The 13,433-nt window shown below is 73.8% G+C and carries 15 protein-coding genes; 5 read left to right on the top strand and 10 right to left on the bottom strand.

Annotated features, from left to right (window positions below):
- Positions 1-20: 20 nt before the first annotated feature.
- The 3 genes from BJY16_RS25645 to BJY16_RS25635 all read right to left on the bottom strand — a co-directional run bounded on the left by BJY16_RS25645 (position 21) and on the right by BJY16_RS25635 (position 2,948).
- Positions 21-1,439 carry a CATRA system-associated protein gene (locus tag BJY16_RS25645; protein WP_185042116.1) on the bottom strand — a complete coding sequence of 473 codons (1,419 nt, stop codon included), beginning with the start codon at positions 1,437-1,439 and terminating at the stop codon, positions 21-23.
- Positions 1,439-2,551 carry a caspase family protein gene (locus BJY16_RS25640; protein ID WP_185042115.1) on the bottom strand — a complete coding sequence of 371 codons (1,113 nt, stop codon included), beginning with the start codon at positions 2,549-2,551 and terminating at the stop codon, positions 1,439-1,441. The genes BJY16_RS25645 and BJY16_RS25640 overlap by 1 nt, the downstream gene beginning before the upstream one ends.
- A gap of 142 nt (positions 2,552-2,693) precedes the next feature.
- Positions 2,694-2,948, bottom strand: a complete 255-nt coding sequence (locus tag BJY16_RS25635) for a hypothetical protein (RefSeq protein ID WP_185042114.1) — start codon at positions 2,946-2,948, stop codon at positions 2,694-2,696.
- A gap of 136 nt (positions 2,949-3,084) precedes the next feature.
- Between BJY16_RS25635 and BJY16_RS25630 the strand changes: the two genes are divergently transcribed.
- Together BJY16_RS25630 and BJY16_RS25625 are read left to right on the top strand one after the other, a co-directional pair.
- Complete coding sequence (locus tag BJY16_RS25630; RefSeq protein ID WP_185042113.1) at positions 3,085-3,306, top strand: hypothetical protein; 222 nt, start codon at positions 3,085-3,087, stop codon at positions 3,304-3,306.
- Positions 3,307-3,377: 71 nt separating this feature from the next.
- Positions 3,378-4,025 (top strand): hypothetical protein, encoded by a 648-nt coding sequence (locus tag BJY16_RS25625; protein WP_185042112.1) that lies wholly within the window; start codon positions 3,378-3,380, stop codon positions 4,023-4,025.
- A 5-nt stretch (positions 4,026-4,030) separates the two neighbouring features.
- Here BJY16_RS25625 and BJY16_RS25620 read toward each other — a convergent pair whose 3' ends face one another.
- Both BJY16_RS25620 and BJY16_RS25615 read right to left on the bottom strand, forming a co-directional pair.
- On the bottom strand, positions 4,031-4,675 hold the full coding sequence (locus tag BJY16_RS25620; RefSeq protein WP_185042111.1) for a response regulator transcription factor: 645 nt from the start codon (positions 4,673-4,675) through the stop codon (positions 4,031-4,033).
- Positions 4,666-6,570, bottom strand: a complete 1,905-nt coding sequence (locus BJY16_RS25615; protein WP_185042110.1) for a sensor histidine kinase — start codon at positions 6,568-6,570, stop codon at positions 4,666-4,668. Before BJY16_RS25615 ends, BJY16_RS25620 begins: the two co-directional genes overlap by 10 nt.
- A gap of 107 nt (positions 6,571-6,677) precedes the next feature.
- Here BJY16_RS25615 and BJY16_RS25610 point away from each other — a divergent pair, with 107 nt between their 5' ends.
- The gene (locus tag BJY16_RS25610) at positions 6,678-7,259 is read left to right on the top strand and encodes a hypothetical protein (RefSeq protein WP_185042109.1); all 582 of its coding nucleotides are present in this window, start codon (positions 6,678-6,680) and stop codon (positions 7,257-7,259) included.
- Positions 7,260-7,281: 22 nt separating this feature from the next.
- On the opposite strand, the gene BJY16_RS25605 is transcribed toward BJY16_RS25610, so the two are convergent.
- From BJY16_RS25605 to BJY16_RS25590, 4 genes are read right to left on the bottom strand one after another with little or no spacing between them, the layout of a single operon-like run.
- Positions 7,282-8,694 (bottom strand): hypothetical protein, encoded by a 1,413-nt coding sequence (locus tag BJY16_RS25605; RefSeq protein ID WP_185042108.1) that lies wholly within the window; start codon positions 8,692-8,694, stop codon positions 7,282-7,284.
- Complete coding sequence (locus BJY16_RS25600) at positions 8,691-9,029, bottom strand: PadR family transcriptional regulator (protein WP_221503008.1); 339 nt, start codon at positions 9,027-9,029, stop codon at positions 8,691-8,693. Before BJY16_RS25600 ends, BJY16_RS25605 begins: the two co-directional genes overlap by 4 nt.
- Positions 9,022-9,810 carry a S1 RNA-binding domain-containing protein gene (locus tag BJY16_RS25595; RefSeq protein WP_185042106.1) on the bottom strand — a complete coding sequence of 263 codons (789 nt, stop codon included), beginning with the start codon at positions 9,808-9,810 and terminating at the stop codon, positions 9,022-9,024. The genes BJY16_RS25600 and BJY16_RS25595 overlap by 8 nt, the downstream gene beginning before the upstream one ends.
- Positions 9,807-10,724, bottom strand: a complete 918-nt coding sequence (locus BJY16_RS25590) for a LysR family transcriptional regulator (protein ID WP_185042105.1) — start codon at positions 10,722-10,724, stop codon at positions 9,807-9,809. The genes BJY16_RS25595 and BJY16_RS25590 overlap by 4 nt, the downstream gene beginning before the upstream one ends.
- Before the next feature lie 72 nt (positions 10,725-10,796).
- Between BJY16_RS25590 and BJY16_RS25585 the strand changes: the two genes are divergently transcribed.
- Both BJY16_RS25585 and BJY16_RS25580 read left to right on the top strand, forming a co-directional pair.
- Positions 10,797-11,726, top strand: a complete 930-nt coding sequence (locus BJY16_RS25585) for a DMT family transporter (RefSeq protein WP_185042104.1) — start codon at positions 10,797-10,799, stop codon at positions 11,724-11,726.
- On the top strand, positions 11,719-12,471 hold the full coding sequence (locus BJY16_RS25580) for an enoyl-CoA hydratase/isomerase family protein (RefSeq protein WP_185042103.1): 753 nt from the start codon (positions 11,719-11,721) through the stop codon (positions 12,469-12,471). The genes BJY16_RS25585 and BJY16_RS25580 overlap by 8 nt, the downstream gene beginning before the upstream one ends.
- A 2-nt stretch (positions 12,472-12,473) precedes the next feature.
- Here BJY16_RS25580 and BJY16_RS25575 read toward each other — a convergent pair whose 3' ends face one another.
- Positions 12,474-13,343: a TolB family protein gene (locus BJY16_RS25575; RefSeq protein WP_185042102.1), complete on the bottom strand. Its 870-nt coding sequence runs from the start codon at positions 13,341-13,343 to the stop codon at positions 12,474-12,476.
- Positions 13,344-13,433 lie beyond the last annotated feature (90 nt).

Below are 13,433 nucleotides of genomic sequence, written 5' to 3'. Positions count from 1 at the left end.
CCGCAAATGCTCCGCCCGGGTCACGCCAGCCGCGGCGATCCGTCCACCCGCATCGCCGCCAGCATGCCGCGCAGCTCGTCGACCAGGACCCGGATCTCGGCCGGCATGGGGCTCACGGTGCGTGGACCATGGTGGTGGCGGACCGGCCCCAAGACTTCGAGTGCGACCAGACTGTCCTGGAACTGATCGAGGTCGTCGGTCAGCAGCGCCTGCCGCATCTGCCGGAGCGCGACACCGACCTGCTCCCAGCCCTTCGCGGTGTGGTACCACGACGCCAACACTTCGAGGTCGCCGAGCAACTCCTCGGCCTCGGCGATGTCGGCCAGAGTGGCGGCGGGCAGGTGAACGCCCTCTCGCGGTTCGCCGACATGCGGGGCCAACGCGACGCGATGGGGCAGCGCCGTGCACATCGAGTCGGTCGCATCCGCCGACGGCCGGTCGGGCGCCGCTCCGGCGAACGCCGTGGTGGGCTCGCTCAGCTCCGCCGCGTCCAGCAGCGGAGCCACCTCGTCCAGCGCGCCGGGATCGGACAGCCGGCGCAGGGCCGCGGCCAGCAACCGGAGCCCTTCCGGGTAGATCGGCACCCCGGCCCGGACCGCTCGCTCGAACTCCGCCGGCACCGCCTCCGGCTCCGATCCGGTGTGCCAGTGCCGCCAGGCGCGGATCACCGTCTCGTCGGCTGTCGACCCGTCGACTGCCTCGGCGTCCGGCGGGGCGCCGGCGCGGAGGCTGAGGTAGCCGGCAGCGATCCGGGCCAGCGGACCGGCGGCATCGCTGGTCAGTTGATCGATCTGCCGGGCGGCTGCCACTGCCCCGCTCGCCAGGTAGCCCCGCAACGCTTCGGCGGGCAGGTCATCGGTGGTGACGAAGACGCCGAGCCAGGGCACCGGACCGGCGGCCGGGCGCAGCGTGATGTCCACCCGGGCCGCTTCCGGGAGCACGGACAGCTTAGGGGTGAGCCGCTCGCCACCGGCCTGCACCATGTGCCGGCCGGGCGGCAGCCGTAGGTGGAAGGTGATCCGGTCCGGCTCGGCCGTGATCGGCGCGTCCGGCCAGGATACGACCTGCCACGCGCCGGTCCGGTCGTCCGCCCGCCACAGCCGGACCCAGCATCCCGGGTAGCCGGAGTCGGTGAAGCGGCCCCATTGCTGGGTGCCGGCCGTGGTGAACACCGTGTGCGCGTCGCCGACCACGTCTACGACGAGGTCCACTGTCTCGTCCCGCTTGCCGGGCGCGACAGCGGCGGTGATCGTGCGGCCGCCCGGCAGATGGACGGCGAACCCGCAGTAGGGTTCCGCCACCGCAACGCTCAGCGGATGTTGGATCCGGGCGACCAGGGACCGCCCACCACGCCCGGCCGGTGGATGGGTGGTGACCAGCAGCGGCGTGCCGGCCAGGCCGGGATCCGCGGCCGTGAGCAGCAGCCGTACCGAACTCATCAGGCGCTCCCCACGAGGATCTCGGCGGCTGGCGGCAGCGCGAGGAGCGGCCGCTCCGCCAGTTCGCCGACGCCCGGGAAGGAGTCGACCTTCGCGACATAATGGCCGGCCGGCCCCGAGAAGCACTGAGGCCCCTCGATCGAGCCCCAGAACTCCTGCGCGGCACCCGTGCGCAGCCGGGGAACGCAGCGCACCCGGCCGGACGTCGTTACCTTCCAGCGCAGCTCACCCTCGACCTGCGGGTGTACCAGGAGCCGCCGCAGCACCGCGGGCTCGAAGATCTCCGCACCCGGTACCGCCCGCCCGGTGCCGGCCTTCCCCAGCTCCCGCTGGACCAGGACGGTCATGGCCTGACTGATGGATGCCGTGGAGAGCACCCAGTCCCCGGTTTCCGGGTCCTCCGTGGCTGCCACCCCCTCCAAGGCCTTGATCAGGGCGGAGGTGAACGGGGAAAGCGGCGCGCCGGTATCCGGGAGCTGCGGCGCCCGCAGAGTCAGATCATGCCGGCACTTCCGCTCCGCGAAGGGTCCGGGAGCGATCAGCGGCTCGGCGCCCCGGCCGCGCCGGCGGATCACCTCGTCACCCAGCCGCAGCCACCCGGCGTCCACGAACAGGCACTGCGTGGACGGCAACCGGGTCAGCAACCCGTCCCGGCTGGTGTCGAAGGCGAACGCGCCCCGGAACGGGTCGTCCTCGCTCGCGGCGAAGTCGGAGGTCAGCAGGACCTGCTGACCGGTTTGTACACCGAGCCCGGAGAAGTACAGCACCGCGATGTTGTCCGGATGCGACTCGCACCGCTCCAGCCACTGGTCGAAAGCCGCCTGCACGTTACGCCGGGTCGGTTCCTCGACCGCCACGCTCCGTCCGTCCGGACTCACCAGCTCCCGCACCGGCGACAGCAGCACGTCAACCGTCGCGACCGGCCGCGCCCAGTTGCCCACCCCGCGGGCCAGCAGGCAGTCCAGGAAGCGCAGCGCGGAGGCCGGGGCGGTCCCGGCATCGGTGGGCCCGGCGTGCCGCAGGTGGTCGCCGGTAAGGAATGGATGGTGCCCGACCCCGATGATCAGGGCGTGCAGGCCCGGGCCGGCGTCCGGGCGGCGGTCAAGGAACACGGCATGTCACATCGACAGGCATGCTCGCAGAGTACTCAGGTGATCGCTTTCCGCCAACGGCACGCGGGCGCGGGATCCGCTCGGCACTCACTGCTCACCCCGTCTTTCGGTACGCCCGGAGCGTCCCGTCCGGAAACCGCAGTCAGGGGGCGCCGGCGTAGTACCGGAAATGGGTTGGCCTAGCGGAAGCGGTCTCACGCCGGGGGGCGGTGCTGGTGATGCCGACCTGGATGAGGTCGACGCCGGCCAGGAACTCGGCCCGGTCGTCGTGGGCGCGGAGCTGCGCGGCGATGGAGCGCAGGAACGGGTACTCGTCGGTGTCGAGGCTGGTCCACAAGGAGGCGACCATGTCGAGGACCTCGGTGCGGTCGGTGCCCTGGGTGACCCAGCTGGCCATCGCGGCGTTCTGGGCGCCGACGCCGAGGAGGTAGTTGAGCAGGGCGGAGGCGGCGTCGAACTTTTGTCCGGAATATACGTTTCCCGACGGGCGCGGCGCGTGGCCTGAGCACGATGCGATCGGTAGCTTGTTGACCATGGTCAAGGACAGGGAGCGCGGAGTACTGCGCCGGTTCTTGCCGCTTCTGCTGGCCGCTCTGCTGGCCGCCTTCAGCGCCCCCACCACGGTCGACGACACGTCCGCTGTGGACTTCGAGGCGCCGGTCACCGTGGTGGTGGCCGACTCCACGCGCGTCCTGATCGACCAGGTCGTCGCGTCCGCGGGGGACTCCCGCGCACCGCCCGCACTCTTCGCGTAGGCGCGCGCTCCCCCGCCGTACCCCACTCGGGTCTTGGTGTTGATCTTTCCTGTTCAAGGAGCTTTTCAAGCATGACTGTCGTGTTGCAGATGCTGCTCGCCGACTTCCGGCCGATGGCGATCTGGCTGGTCCTGGTACTGGTCTCGGTGCCGGCGTTGCTGCTGCTCGGAAATCCGGAGGCGATGCGCGATCCGGTGCGGACGGTGCTGGAGGCGCTGCGCCGGGAGCGGCCGCGGCCGGTCGCGGTGACCGCGTGGGAGGCCGCCGAAGCGGCCCGGGCCGCCGAGGTGGCGTGGCGGTGGCACGAGTTCGCCCGGGAGGCCGACGAGCACGCCGACACCGCGTGGCAGACCTGGCAGCGGGCCGAGGAGCGGGTGACCCGGGCGCGGGCCGCGGCCGCCTTCGCGACGCCGGACACCCCGCGGACCGCGGACGAGTACGCCGACCGGGAACGCTTCCTGCACCGGGCGCTGTGGGCCGCGATCAAGCGTGGTGACCTGCCGGCGGCGGCCGCCCGGGACCGCTGGGACCCGCGCCTGCACCCGGTCGAACAGGAACTCGCGCTGCTCCGGGCGGTCGCCGCGCACCGCCAAGCTCTCTTCCGGCAGGCCACGGAAGCGGCCCGGCAGGCGGAGCGGGCGGCCGAGTTCGCCCGCCCGGCGACCAGTTACCGGAGTGCTTCCGCGCCGCACCGGGCCTTCGCCACCGCCTTGGCATGATCGCCTCACGCCCGCAGGAAGGTGAGGACGGCGAGCACCCGGCGGTGTTCCCGGTCGTGCGGGATCAGCCCGAGCTTGGTGAAGATCGCCGTGACGTGCGCCTCCACCGTCTTGACCGCGAGGTGCAGGTCGGCGGCGACCGCGGCGTTCGACAGGCCCTGGGCCATCAGCGCGAGCACGGCGCGTTCCCGCTCGGTGAGCCCGTCCAGCGGGTCACGCTCGCGGCGCCGGGCGACGAGCCGGGCCACCAGGTCAGGGTCGATCACCGTCTCCCCGCGAGCCACCCGGCGCACGTCGGCGGCGAACGCGGTCAAGTCGGAGACCCGGTCCTTGAGCAGGTAGCCGACCCCGCCGTCGAAGTCGGTGATCAGGCGCAGCGCGTGGTGCACCTCGACGTACTGGGAGAGCAGCATCAGACCGACGCCCGGCGCTGCCCGCCGGATGGCAGCGGCGGTGTCGATGCCCTCGGCCGCGAACCCGGGCGGCATCCGCAAGTCGATCACCGCGACATCCGGCGGATCGGCACGCACCAGGTCGACCAGTGCCGCCCCGTCGCCGGTCTGCCCGGCGACCGCGAAGCCGGCCTCGGCGAGGATCCGGGCCATGCCCTCGCGGAACAGCACCGCGTCGTCGGCCAGCATCACCCGCACGGAATCACCGCACCCAGCCTGGTCCCGGCCGGCCCGCTGTCCAGATGCAGGCGCGCGTCCAGGGCGGCGAGCCGGTCGGCCAGGTTCTCCAGGCCACTGCCCGGACGGATGCTCGCGCCGCCGCAGCCGTCGTCGGTCACCTCCACGACCAGCCCCTCGGCGGTGCGCTCGACGCGGACCGTGAGCAGCGTGGCCCCGGCGTGCTTGGCGGCATTGGTCAACCCCTCACTGATCACGAAGTAGGCGGTCGCCTCCACCTCGGCGGGCAGCCGGCCGCCGACCGCCACGGTCAGCCGGACCGGCACCGGCGAGCGGTCCGCCAGGAACCCGGCCGCAGCCTCCAGGCCGTCCTGGGTGAGCACCGCCGGATGCAGCCCGCGGGCCATCTCGCGTAGCTCGGCGGTCGCCTCCAGCAGCCCGGCCCGGACCGCCTCGGCCTGCTCGGCCAGCCCCACCGAGCCCTCGGCCCGGGCCCGGCGCACCACCGCCCCCTGCTCCAGGGCCACCGTCACCAGCCGCTGCTGCGCACCGTCGTGCAGGTCACGTTCCAACCGGCGGCGGGCCGCGTCACCAGCCACCACCAGCCGCTGCGCGGCGGCCCGCAACTCCAGCACCAGCCCGGCCTGCGCGGCCAGATCGGCGGTCAGCCTCCGCTCGGGCCCGGACAGCGGGTCGCCGGGCGCCTTCCGCACGGTGATCGTGCCGAGGGTGCGGCCGTCGTGCCGGATCCGCACGCCGGCCGGGTCGGCCAGCGGCGGCTCGCCGGGCGCCCGCCAGGCCGACACGGCCCGCTGCCCGTCCGGCGGGCCGGCCCAGAGCACCACCTCGCGGGCACCGACGGCATCGGCCACCGTGGCGCAGATGCCGTCGAGCAGCCGGCCGGCCGGTCCGGCGAGGTGCGCGGAGAGGCGCGCCAGCGCTTCGTACGGCGTCGGGCGGTTGCCGTAGACCAGCCGGTCGGCGAGCCGCTGCACGCGCCGGCGCACCGGCTCGAAGACCACCGCCACCAGCGCGATGGCGAGCAGCGAGAGCAGCGTGCCGGCGCCGCCGACCAGCCGGCCGACGCCGACCACCACCACGGCGTAGCCCAGCGTCACCACGGCGGCCATCGCGCTGACCACCAACGACTTGTTGATCACCGGGTCGATGTCGTACAGCCGGAACTTGAGGATCGCGGCGCCGGCCGCGACGGCCACCAGCGGCACGGTCAGCGTGCCGGCCAAGGGGGAACCGAAGACGAGCAGACCCAGCACCATGACCGTCGCCGACACGGTCACCGCGTAGACGAACCAGCGCAGCTGGCGGCTCTCGTCGCCGCGCGCCCGGCGGAACCGGGCCACCACGCTCACCGCGGCGGTCACCTGGAACAGCAGGTAGGCGACCGGGCGGCAGACGTCGTAGACAGCCTCCGCGGCGGCGGCGCCGGACAGGTTCAGCGGGTGCGGCGCGACCAGGCCGGTCCGGGCGTACTCCACCGGCCAGAGCGCGGACATCCCGGTGAGGACCACACCGGCCGCCACCATGACCGCCACCACCGGCCGCCAGCGGGGCGAGGACAGCCGGCCGTCCGGGAAGCCCATCACGGTCACCCCGGCGAGGACCAGGACCAGGGGCAACGGCCAGACGCCCAGCCAGCCGAGCCAGGACGCGCCGGGCAGCGGGCCGGGGTGCAGGCCGTACTGCCGGCCGGCGAACATCACCGCGTGCGCCGTGCCGGTGGCGACGAACAGCCAGCCCTCCCGGTTGCCGGGGCGGCGGTGGACGACGTACAGGCCGACGGCGGTGAAGGAGAGCGCGATCAGGGCGTTGTGCAGGTTGCCGACGTGGAAGCCGAGCGCGAGACCGCCGGCGACCAGGGCCGCGGTCGCCGCGCCGAGGGCTGCGCTCCGGAGCATGCCTGTATCGTGCCAGCGCGCCGGTCGTACCGGACCAGGGTTAACCCTGCGATGTTGCCGGGCCGGCACCGATGTGGCGGGCGGTCGCCGGAGGCCACGGTGAAGCCATGACCAGTCCCGTGAACCGGATCCTGAACGCGTCCCTCTACTTCGCCCCAACGCTGTACCTGATCGCCGACGTGCTGTACGCGGCTCGCGGCTGGGACGACCCGGGCGCCGCGGTCGTCCACGTCCTCGCCAGCATCGCCTACACCTTCGTCATGCTCTGGGTGGTGCAGCGCAGCACCGGCTATCCGGCCGCCGTCCTCCTGGTGGCCGGCGCGATCGGCGTGGCCGGCAGCGTCGCCTACGGCTTCGACACGATCCACGTCTCGCTCGGCGACACCGCCCTGGTCGACGCCGTCGGCGCCGCGGTCCTGATCAAGCCGCTCGGCCTGTGTTTCCCGCTGATGCTGCTGCTGTGCGCGCTCGCTCTGCGCCGCTACGGCCCGGGGTGGGCGGTGGCCTCGATCGCGGTGGCGTCGCTGGCCTGGCCGGTCGCCCACATCGCCAACCTCGCCTGGCTGGCGGTCGCGGTGAACGTCGCCCTGGTCGCCGGTTTCGCCGGGGTGGCCGCTCGCCGCCCCGCTCCACACCGGTCGGTTGACCAGCCGGATCGGGTGGCCACCGGGGCCGATCGCGCTCGCTGACCCGCGCCTCGCCTCGACGGTGTCAGGAAGCGGCGTGCCGGACCGCCGCCACCCCGGGCAGACTGCCCACCTCGGCGACCAGGCCCTCGAACGCGCCGGGGCTGCTCAGCTCGAGCAGCCAGAACCCGGGCACCGTCGCCTTCGAGGCGCCGTGGACCGGGCCGCCGTCGCAGTACGCGTCCCGGAATTCCTGGTCGGTCACGTCCGCGGACCAGGCCATGGTCCGCACGGAAGGCACGTGCCAGATCGCGGCCTGGGCGATGTTGCGCTGGTCGTCGGTGGCGTCCGCGGTCACGTAGACGCGGGCCACCAGGCTGTAGGCGACCTCCGCGGCCGGCAGGTCGGCCGGCGGCCCGGACGGCGTGCAACCCGGACGTGCCCAGCCCGGCCAGCCCGTCATGGCGCCCACCGCGACCAGCACCAGCGCCGCCGCCGCGAACACCCGCACCCGGCCGCCCGGCAGGACGGCCGCCGCCAGGGCGAGCAGGCCCAGACCGAGCACCATCGTGGTGGGCGCCTGGGACAGCTGATCCAGGCTCGTCCACAGCGCGCTGCCCTCCAGCGGGCCGGGCTGCGAGAACCACAGGCAGATGAAGTACAGGCTCAGCGCGACCACCACCACCGCCGACCAGGCGAGCGCGGCCGCGGCCAGGGTCCGCCCCGGATAGCCCTCGCTGCGGCGGCTCGCCCAGCCGAACAACAGCCAGCCGACGCACGCGGCCAACAGCCCGCCGGGCACCGCGAACCGGGCCGGCCAGGGTGGCGTCGCGCGGGACAACTGGAAGCCGGCCGAGCCGTCGGAGTCGTACCAGGGGTGGTCCTTCACGTAGTAGGCGCCGTAGTCCAGGATCAGCCCGTCCCGGACAGCCGAGAACTCGGCGAACCACGACGGCTGCTCATGGTCCTCCTCGTAGGCGATGTCGTCGCGGATCTCCCAGCCGGCGCCGGCCAGACGATCGCGGACCCCCTTCGTGTACGCCAGCACGTCCCGGGTCTCCGCGGTGTTCCGCACCCAGTACTCGGCGAAGCCGTAGATCTCGCCGCCGTCCGCGCCGAAGGCCGGCACGAACGGCGGCGCGTCGCCACCACCGAGCACCGGCAGCCCGGGGAAGGCGGTCGCCGAGAGCCGCTCCGCCTCCGCGCCCGAGGGCAGCGGCTCCTGCAGCGCCCACCCGAGCCGGGCGCTGCTGGCCGCGCCGAGCAGGCCGCAGACCAGCGTGACCAGCAGCGACAGAACGACCACGCCGGTGCTGGTCGGACGGCCGAGGCGGGCGCGCAGCCCGAAGCGGGTCAGGTTCACGACATCCCTGGTGGTCGGTCGGACCCGGTCGGGCGGCGCGCACTCCAGCAGGGTGCCGAGCATCTCGGCGCGGCGCGGGCCGGGCGGATAGAAGCGGAGAAGTCGGGCGTACCGCCGGGCCAGCCGGTCACTCACGACGACGCGCCCAGGCTCAGCCCGAGCCGGCGACGGGCCGACAGCTGCGCGGTGGCCGCGGCGACAGCCGCCCGCCGGCGCTCCGTCTCGGCGTCCAGCGCGGCGGCGCCGTCGGTGGTGAGCCGGTAGTACCGTCGCGGCCGGCCGTCCACCGTCTCCTCCCGGTCCGCCTCGATCAGGCCGAGCGCGGTGAGCCGGTCGAGAGCCGCGTAAAGGGTCCCGGCCTGCAGCGTCACCTGCCCGCCGGACAGTCGGTCCACCTCGCGGATCACCCCGTAGCCGTGCCGCGGCTCGGGGGCGAGAGCGGTGAGGACCCAGAAGCTCGGATCACGCATCGGTTCGGTCACGCCGCCCAATATAGAGATGATCTTTATATAGAACAAGAGTGACCCGGCGCCGGTCCGGATCGATCTCCCGGATGGCGACGGTGACCTCCGCGCCGACCGGGAACTCCTGATCCGGCTCGCGGACCAGCCCCTCGATCCCCTCCGCCACCCGCACGAACACGCCGAACGGCAGCACCTTGGTGACCGGCCCGCGCACCACCTGCCCGACCGCGAAGTCCCGGGCGAACTCCCGGAACGGGTCCGGCTGGGTGGCCCGCAGCGACAGCCGCGCCTCCCCGTTGCTGGTGTCGAAGACGAGGAACTCGCAGGTGATCCGCTGCCCGACGGCGACGATCTCGGCCGGGTCCTGGAACCACCGCCACGACAGTTCCGGCATGGTGAGGAACCCGACGCCCGGGAACACCGGATGCGCCGGCCCGTCATCCAGGGCGACGAACACGCCGAACGTCTCCAGGGACGCCACCGTGCCGGACAGCCGCTGCCCCGGCCGCAACCCCTTGAGGAAGGCCCACAACTCCGGGTTCTCGGTGGCCGCGAGCGAGAGCCACACCCGTCGTTTCGCCGGGTTCACCCGGAGAACCTCGGCGGACACCCGCTCGCCGACCCGCACCGAAGCCGGCCCGAAATCCCGCCACGACAGGTCAAGCGCCCCGACGAAGCCGTCCAGCTCCTCCCCCACCTCATCGAGCCGAACCGACACCCCGCTGTCGCCGACCTCCGTGACCGTCCCGGTCAGAACGTCCCCGGCCCGCACCCGCTCCTGGTTCACGCCCCCATGGTGGCAGCCCGCTCCGTCACCGCCGTCAGGAAAGCGGTCAGCGCCGGGGACGGTGCGGTGTCGCGGGTGGCGAGCAGCAGGCGGCGGCCCAGGTGGAGCTCCGCCACCTCGCGGACCGCCAGGGACGGATCCGCGGCGGGCAGGGCCAGCGGCGGCATCAGGGCGACCGCGCCCGTGCGGCGGAGCAGTTCGAGCTGGACGTCCGCGTCGTTGGAGAAGTGGCGCAGGTCGGGGTCGTAGCCGCCCAGGGCCCGGCACGTGCCGACCACCATGGCGTGGTGGCCGGTGCCCTCGTCGGCCGCGGTCCACACGTCGGCGCGCAGCCCGGCGATCGGGACCGGGCCGCCGCCGGCCGCGAGCGGGTGGGCCGCCGGCAGGACCACCTTGACCGGCTCCTCCAGCAGCACCGCGAAACGCAGGCCGGGCGGCCGGGACCGGGGATGCCCGTCGTACTCGTCGCCGATCACCAGGTCGATCGCGCCCAGGCTCAGGCTGGGCAGCGCCTCCTCCAGTTCGATCTCCAGGATCTCCGGGCGGACCAGCGGATGCTCCGCCTGGAGCCGGGCGACCGCCGGGATCAGCAGCCGGCGGGCCGCCGACTGCAGGCCACCGGCGCGTACCGTGCCCCGGATCTCGTCGTCGAGCGCGGCCAGGTCCGCGGCGGCGGCCTCGGCCGCCGACAGCAGCACCCGCGCGTGCCGGGCCAGGACCCGCCCGGCCTCGGTCAGCCGCACCCCGCGCCCGGCTCTCTCCAGCAGGCGGGCGCCGGTCTCCCGCTCCAGCAGGGCCAGCTGCTGGGAGACCGTCGACGGGCTGTAGTCCAGGGCCGCCGCGACCGCGCCGAGCGTGCCGCGCTCCTCCAGCTCCCGGAGGAACCGCAGGCGCCGCAGGTCCAGCTCCATCATCCGGGAATCCTAATCATTGAGGTCCAGGAATCATCGCTGGACCCGAACAATGCTGCCGCCGATGCTCGACCTATGGGTCCGCTGCTCTGTCTCGTCTCCGCCGTCTGCTTCGGCGCGATGGCCGTCTTCGGCAAGCTCGCCTACCAGGCGGGCGTCTCCCCCGCCGCGCTGCTGCTGGTCCGGTTCGGCCTGGCCGCCGCGCTGATGACCGCGATCGTGCTGACCCGCCCGCAGCTGCGCCGGGCGGTGGCCGGGCTGCCGGGCCGGGTGCTGGCCGTCGGGCTCGGGCTGGGCGCGGTCGGGTACGCCGCGCAGGCGAGCCTCTACTTCGGGGCGCTGCGGGTGATGGACGCCTCGCTGCTGTCGCTGATCCTCTACACCTATCCGGTGCTGGTCACGCTGGCCGCGGTGCTGCTCGGCCGGGACCGGCTGACCGGCCGCCGGGTGATCGCCCTGCTGGCCGCGTGCGCCGGCATCCTGCTGGTGCTGCTGGGCAGCGGCGCGATGGACTTCCAGCCGGTCGGGGCGCTGCTCGCGTTCGCCGCGGCGGTCACCTACACGATCTACATCCTGGTCGCCGACACGGTCGTCGATCGGCTGCCCCCGGTCGTACTGTCGATGCTCGTCATGCTCGGCGCGGCCGGAGCCTTGACGCTGCGGGCGGCCGTCGGCAGCGGGGTCGATCTCGCCTTCCGGCCGGTCGGCTGGTTCTGGCTGGCCTGCATCGCGGTGATCGCCACGGTGCTGCCGATCCTGACGTTCTTCGCCGGGATGCGCCGGACCGGCCCGTCGACCGCGGCGATCCTGTCCACCTTCGAGCCGGTGGTGACCGCCGCGCTGGCCGCGCTGATCCTCGGCGAGGCGCTCACCGCGGTGCAGCTGGCCGGCGGCGCGCTGGTGCTGGCCTCGGCCGTGGTCCTGCAGGTGCGGACGCGCGACCGAGCGGTTCCGCAACCGGACGCGATGCGATATGCATCAGTGCGGGGAGGTGCCCGTGATTGAACTGGACGAGGCCGGCGGGGTCGCCGTGGTACGGCTGGCGCACGGCAAGGTCAACGCGCTCGACCTGGAGCTGCTGGAGCGGATCACCGCGACCTTCACCGAGCTGGACGCCGGACCGGCGGCGGCGATCGTGTTCACCGGGGCCGGGCGGGCGTTCTCCGCCGGCGTCGACCTGTGGCGGGTCATCGACGGCGGCGCGGGGTACGTGCACGCGTTCCTGCCCGCGCTGGAGGCCGCTTTCCTGGCCGTCTTCTCGACCGGCAAACCGGTGGTGGCGGCGCTGAACGGGCACGCCATCGCGGGCGGCGCGATCCTGGCCGCCGCCTGCGACCACCGGGTCATGGCGGACGGCGCCGGCACGATCGGGGTGACCGAGCTGCGGGTCGGGGTGCCGTTCCCGGCGAGCGCGCTGGAGATCCTCGGGCACGCCTACGGGGAGCCGCAGGCCCGCCGGCAGGTGCTGGCCGCCGACACGCTCGGGCCGGCCGCCGCGCTGGCCGCCGGCCGGGTCGACGAGCTGGCCCCGCCGGACGGCCTGCTGGACGCCGCGGTGGCGGTCGCCCGGCGGCTGGCCGCCCGGACCCGGCCGGACACGTTCCGGCTGACCAAGGCACAGCTGCAGGCCACGGTCCGGCGGCGGCTGGCGGCCCGGTCGCGGGACCTGGACCCGCAGGTGTCGCACCTGTGGGTGCAGGCGGTGGAGGACGGGCGGCTGCGCGAGTACATGGCGTCGGTCCGGGCGTGACGTCAGGCCGGGAACGGGTAGTCGACGTAGGCGAACCGTCGCGAATCCGGTGACCAGCTGTTCACGTTGATCGTGCCCTGGCCGCCCGGCAGCGCGACCACCGTCCGCGGCTTCGCCCAGTCGTCGCCCTCGACCAGCCGCAGCTCGACCGGCAGGTCCGCCGGGTGCCCCTGGGTGCCGGGCGGATAGCTCAGGTAGACGGCCCGGCTGCCGTCCGGCGCGAAGTGCGGGAACCAGTTCACCCGGTCGTCGAAGGTGAGCTGCTCCAGCCCGCTCCCGTCCGGCCGGATCCGGGCGATCTGCGCCTGCCCCGGCGTGAACCGCTCGGTGTTGCAGTAGATCCAGGCGCCGTCCGGCGTGTACTCCGGCCCGTCGTCCGGACCGCCCGCCGGGGTGACCCGGGTCGACGGCCCGCCGTCCCGGCCGATGGTCCAGAGCGTCCCGGCGTTCCACCGCTGCTGCTCGATGCCCACGTAGGCCAGGGTCGCGCCGTCCGGGCTGACCCCGTGCAGGAAGTGCATCCGGTCCTCGTGCGTCACCCGGCGCACCCGGCCGTCGGTCAGGCTCGCGTGATGGATGTGCCCGTCGTCGGCGGACACGAAGATCGCGTCGCCGGCCGGGTCCAGCACGTGGTCGTTGTTCAGCCCGGGCAGGCCGTCGAGGGCGATCTGCCGCGGCGGACCGGACCCGTCGGCCGGGAGGCGCCACAGCACGCCGTCCCCGTTCAGGATCAGGTCGCCGGCGGGAGTCCAGTTCGGCGCCTCGAACAGCACCGTCGCGCCGGTGTGCACGAGCGTGGTCGCGCCGGTGAGCACGTCGTGGACGTGGACCCGGCAGATCTGGTGGTCGGCGAGGGTGCGGGCGGAGGCCATGGCTTCATCATCCCGGTGGTGTTAGCCCTACCTCGACCGGGCTGGCTGGCACCATCGAACGGCGCCGGCGTGATCCGTACCGTCGATGGG

This window comes from Actinoplanes octamycinicus, from assembly GCF_014205225.1.
GTDB classification, from domain to species: domain Bacteria; phylum Actinomycetota; class Actinomycetes; order Mycobacteriales; family Micromonosporaceae; genus Actinoplanes; species Actinoplanes octamycinicus.
This window is presented reverse-complemented; position numbering and strand designations above follow the sequence as displayed.

What these genes read in the sequence shown, in the direction of transcription:
- BJY16_RS25645 (WP_185042116.1), bottom strand. Translation starts at nt 1,439, where the DNA reads ATGAGTTCGGTACGGCTGCTGCTCACGGCCGCGGATCCCGGCCTGGCC.
- BJY16_RS25635 (WP_185042114.1), bottom strand. Translation starts at nt 2,948, where the DNA reads ATGGCCAGCTGGGTCACCCAGGGCACCGACCGCACCGAGGTCCTCGAC.
- BJY16_RS25630 (WP_185042113.1), top strand. Translation starts at nt 3,085, where the DNA reads ATGGTCAAGGACAGGGAGCGCGGAGTACTGCGCCGGTTCTTGCCGCTT.
- BJY16_RS25625 (WP_185042112.1), top strand. Translation starts at nt 3,378, where the DNA reads ATGACTGTCGTGTTGCAGATGCTGCTCGCCGACTTCCGGCCGATGGCG.
- BJY16_RS25615 (WP_185042110.1), bottom strand. Translation starts at nt 6,570, where the DNA reads ATGCTCCGGAGCGCAGCCCTCGGCGCGGCGACCGCGGCCCTGGTCGCC.
- BJY16_RS25610 (WP_185042109.1), top strand. Translation starts at nt 6,678, where the DNA reads ATGACCAGTCCCGTGAACCGGATCCTGAACGCGTCCCTCTACTTCGCC.
- BJY16_RS25600 (WP_221503008.1), bottom strand. Translation starts at nt 9,029, where the DNA reads ATGCGTGATCCGAGCTTCTGGGTCCTCACCGCTCTCGCCCCCGAGCCG.
- BJY16_RS25590 (WP_185042105.1), bottom strand. Translation starts at nt 10,724, where the DNA reads ATGATGGAGCTGGACCTGCGGCGCCTGCGGTTCCTCCGGGAGCTGGAG.
- BJY16_RS25585 (WP_185042104.1), top strand. Translation starts at nt 10,797, where the DNA reads ATGGGTCCGCTGCTCTGTCTCGTCTCCGCCGTCTGCTTCGGCGCGATG.
- BJY16_RS25575 (WP_185042102.1), bottom strand. Translation starts at nt 13,343, where the DNA reads ATGGCCTCCGCCCGCACCCTCGCCGACCACCAGATCTGCCGGGTCCAC.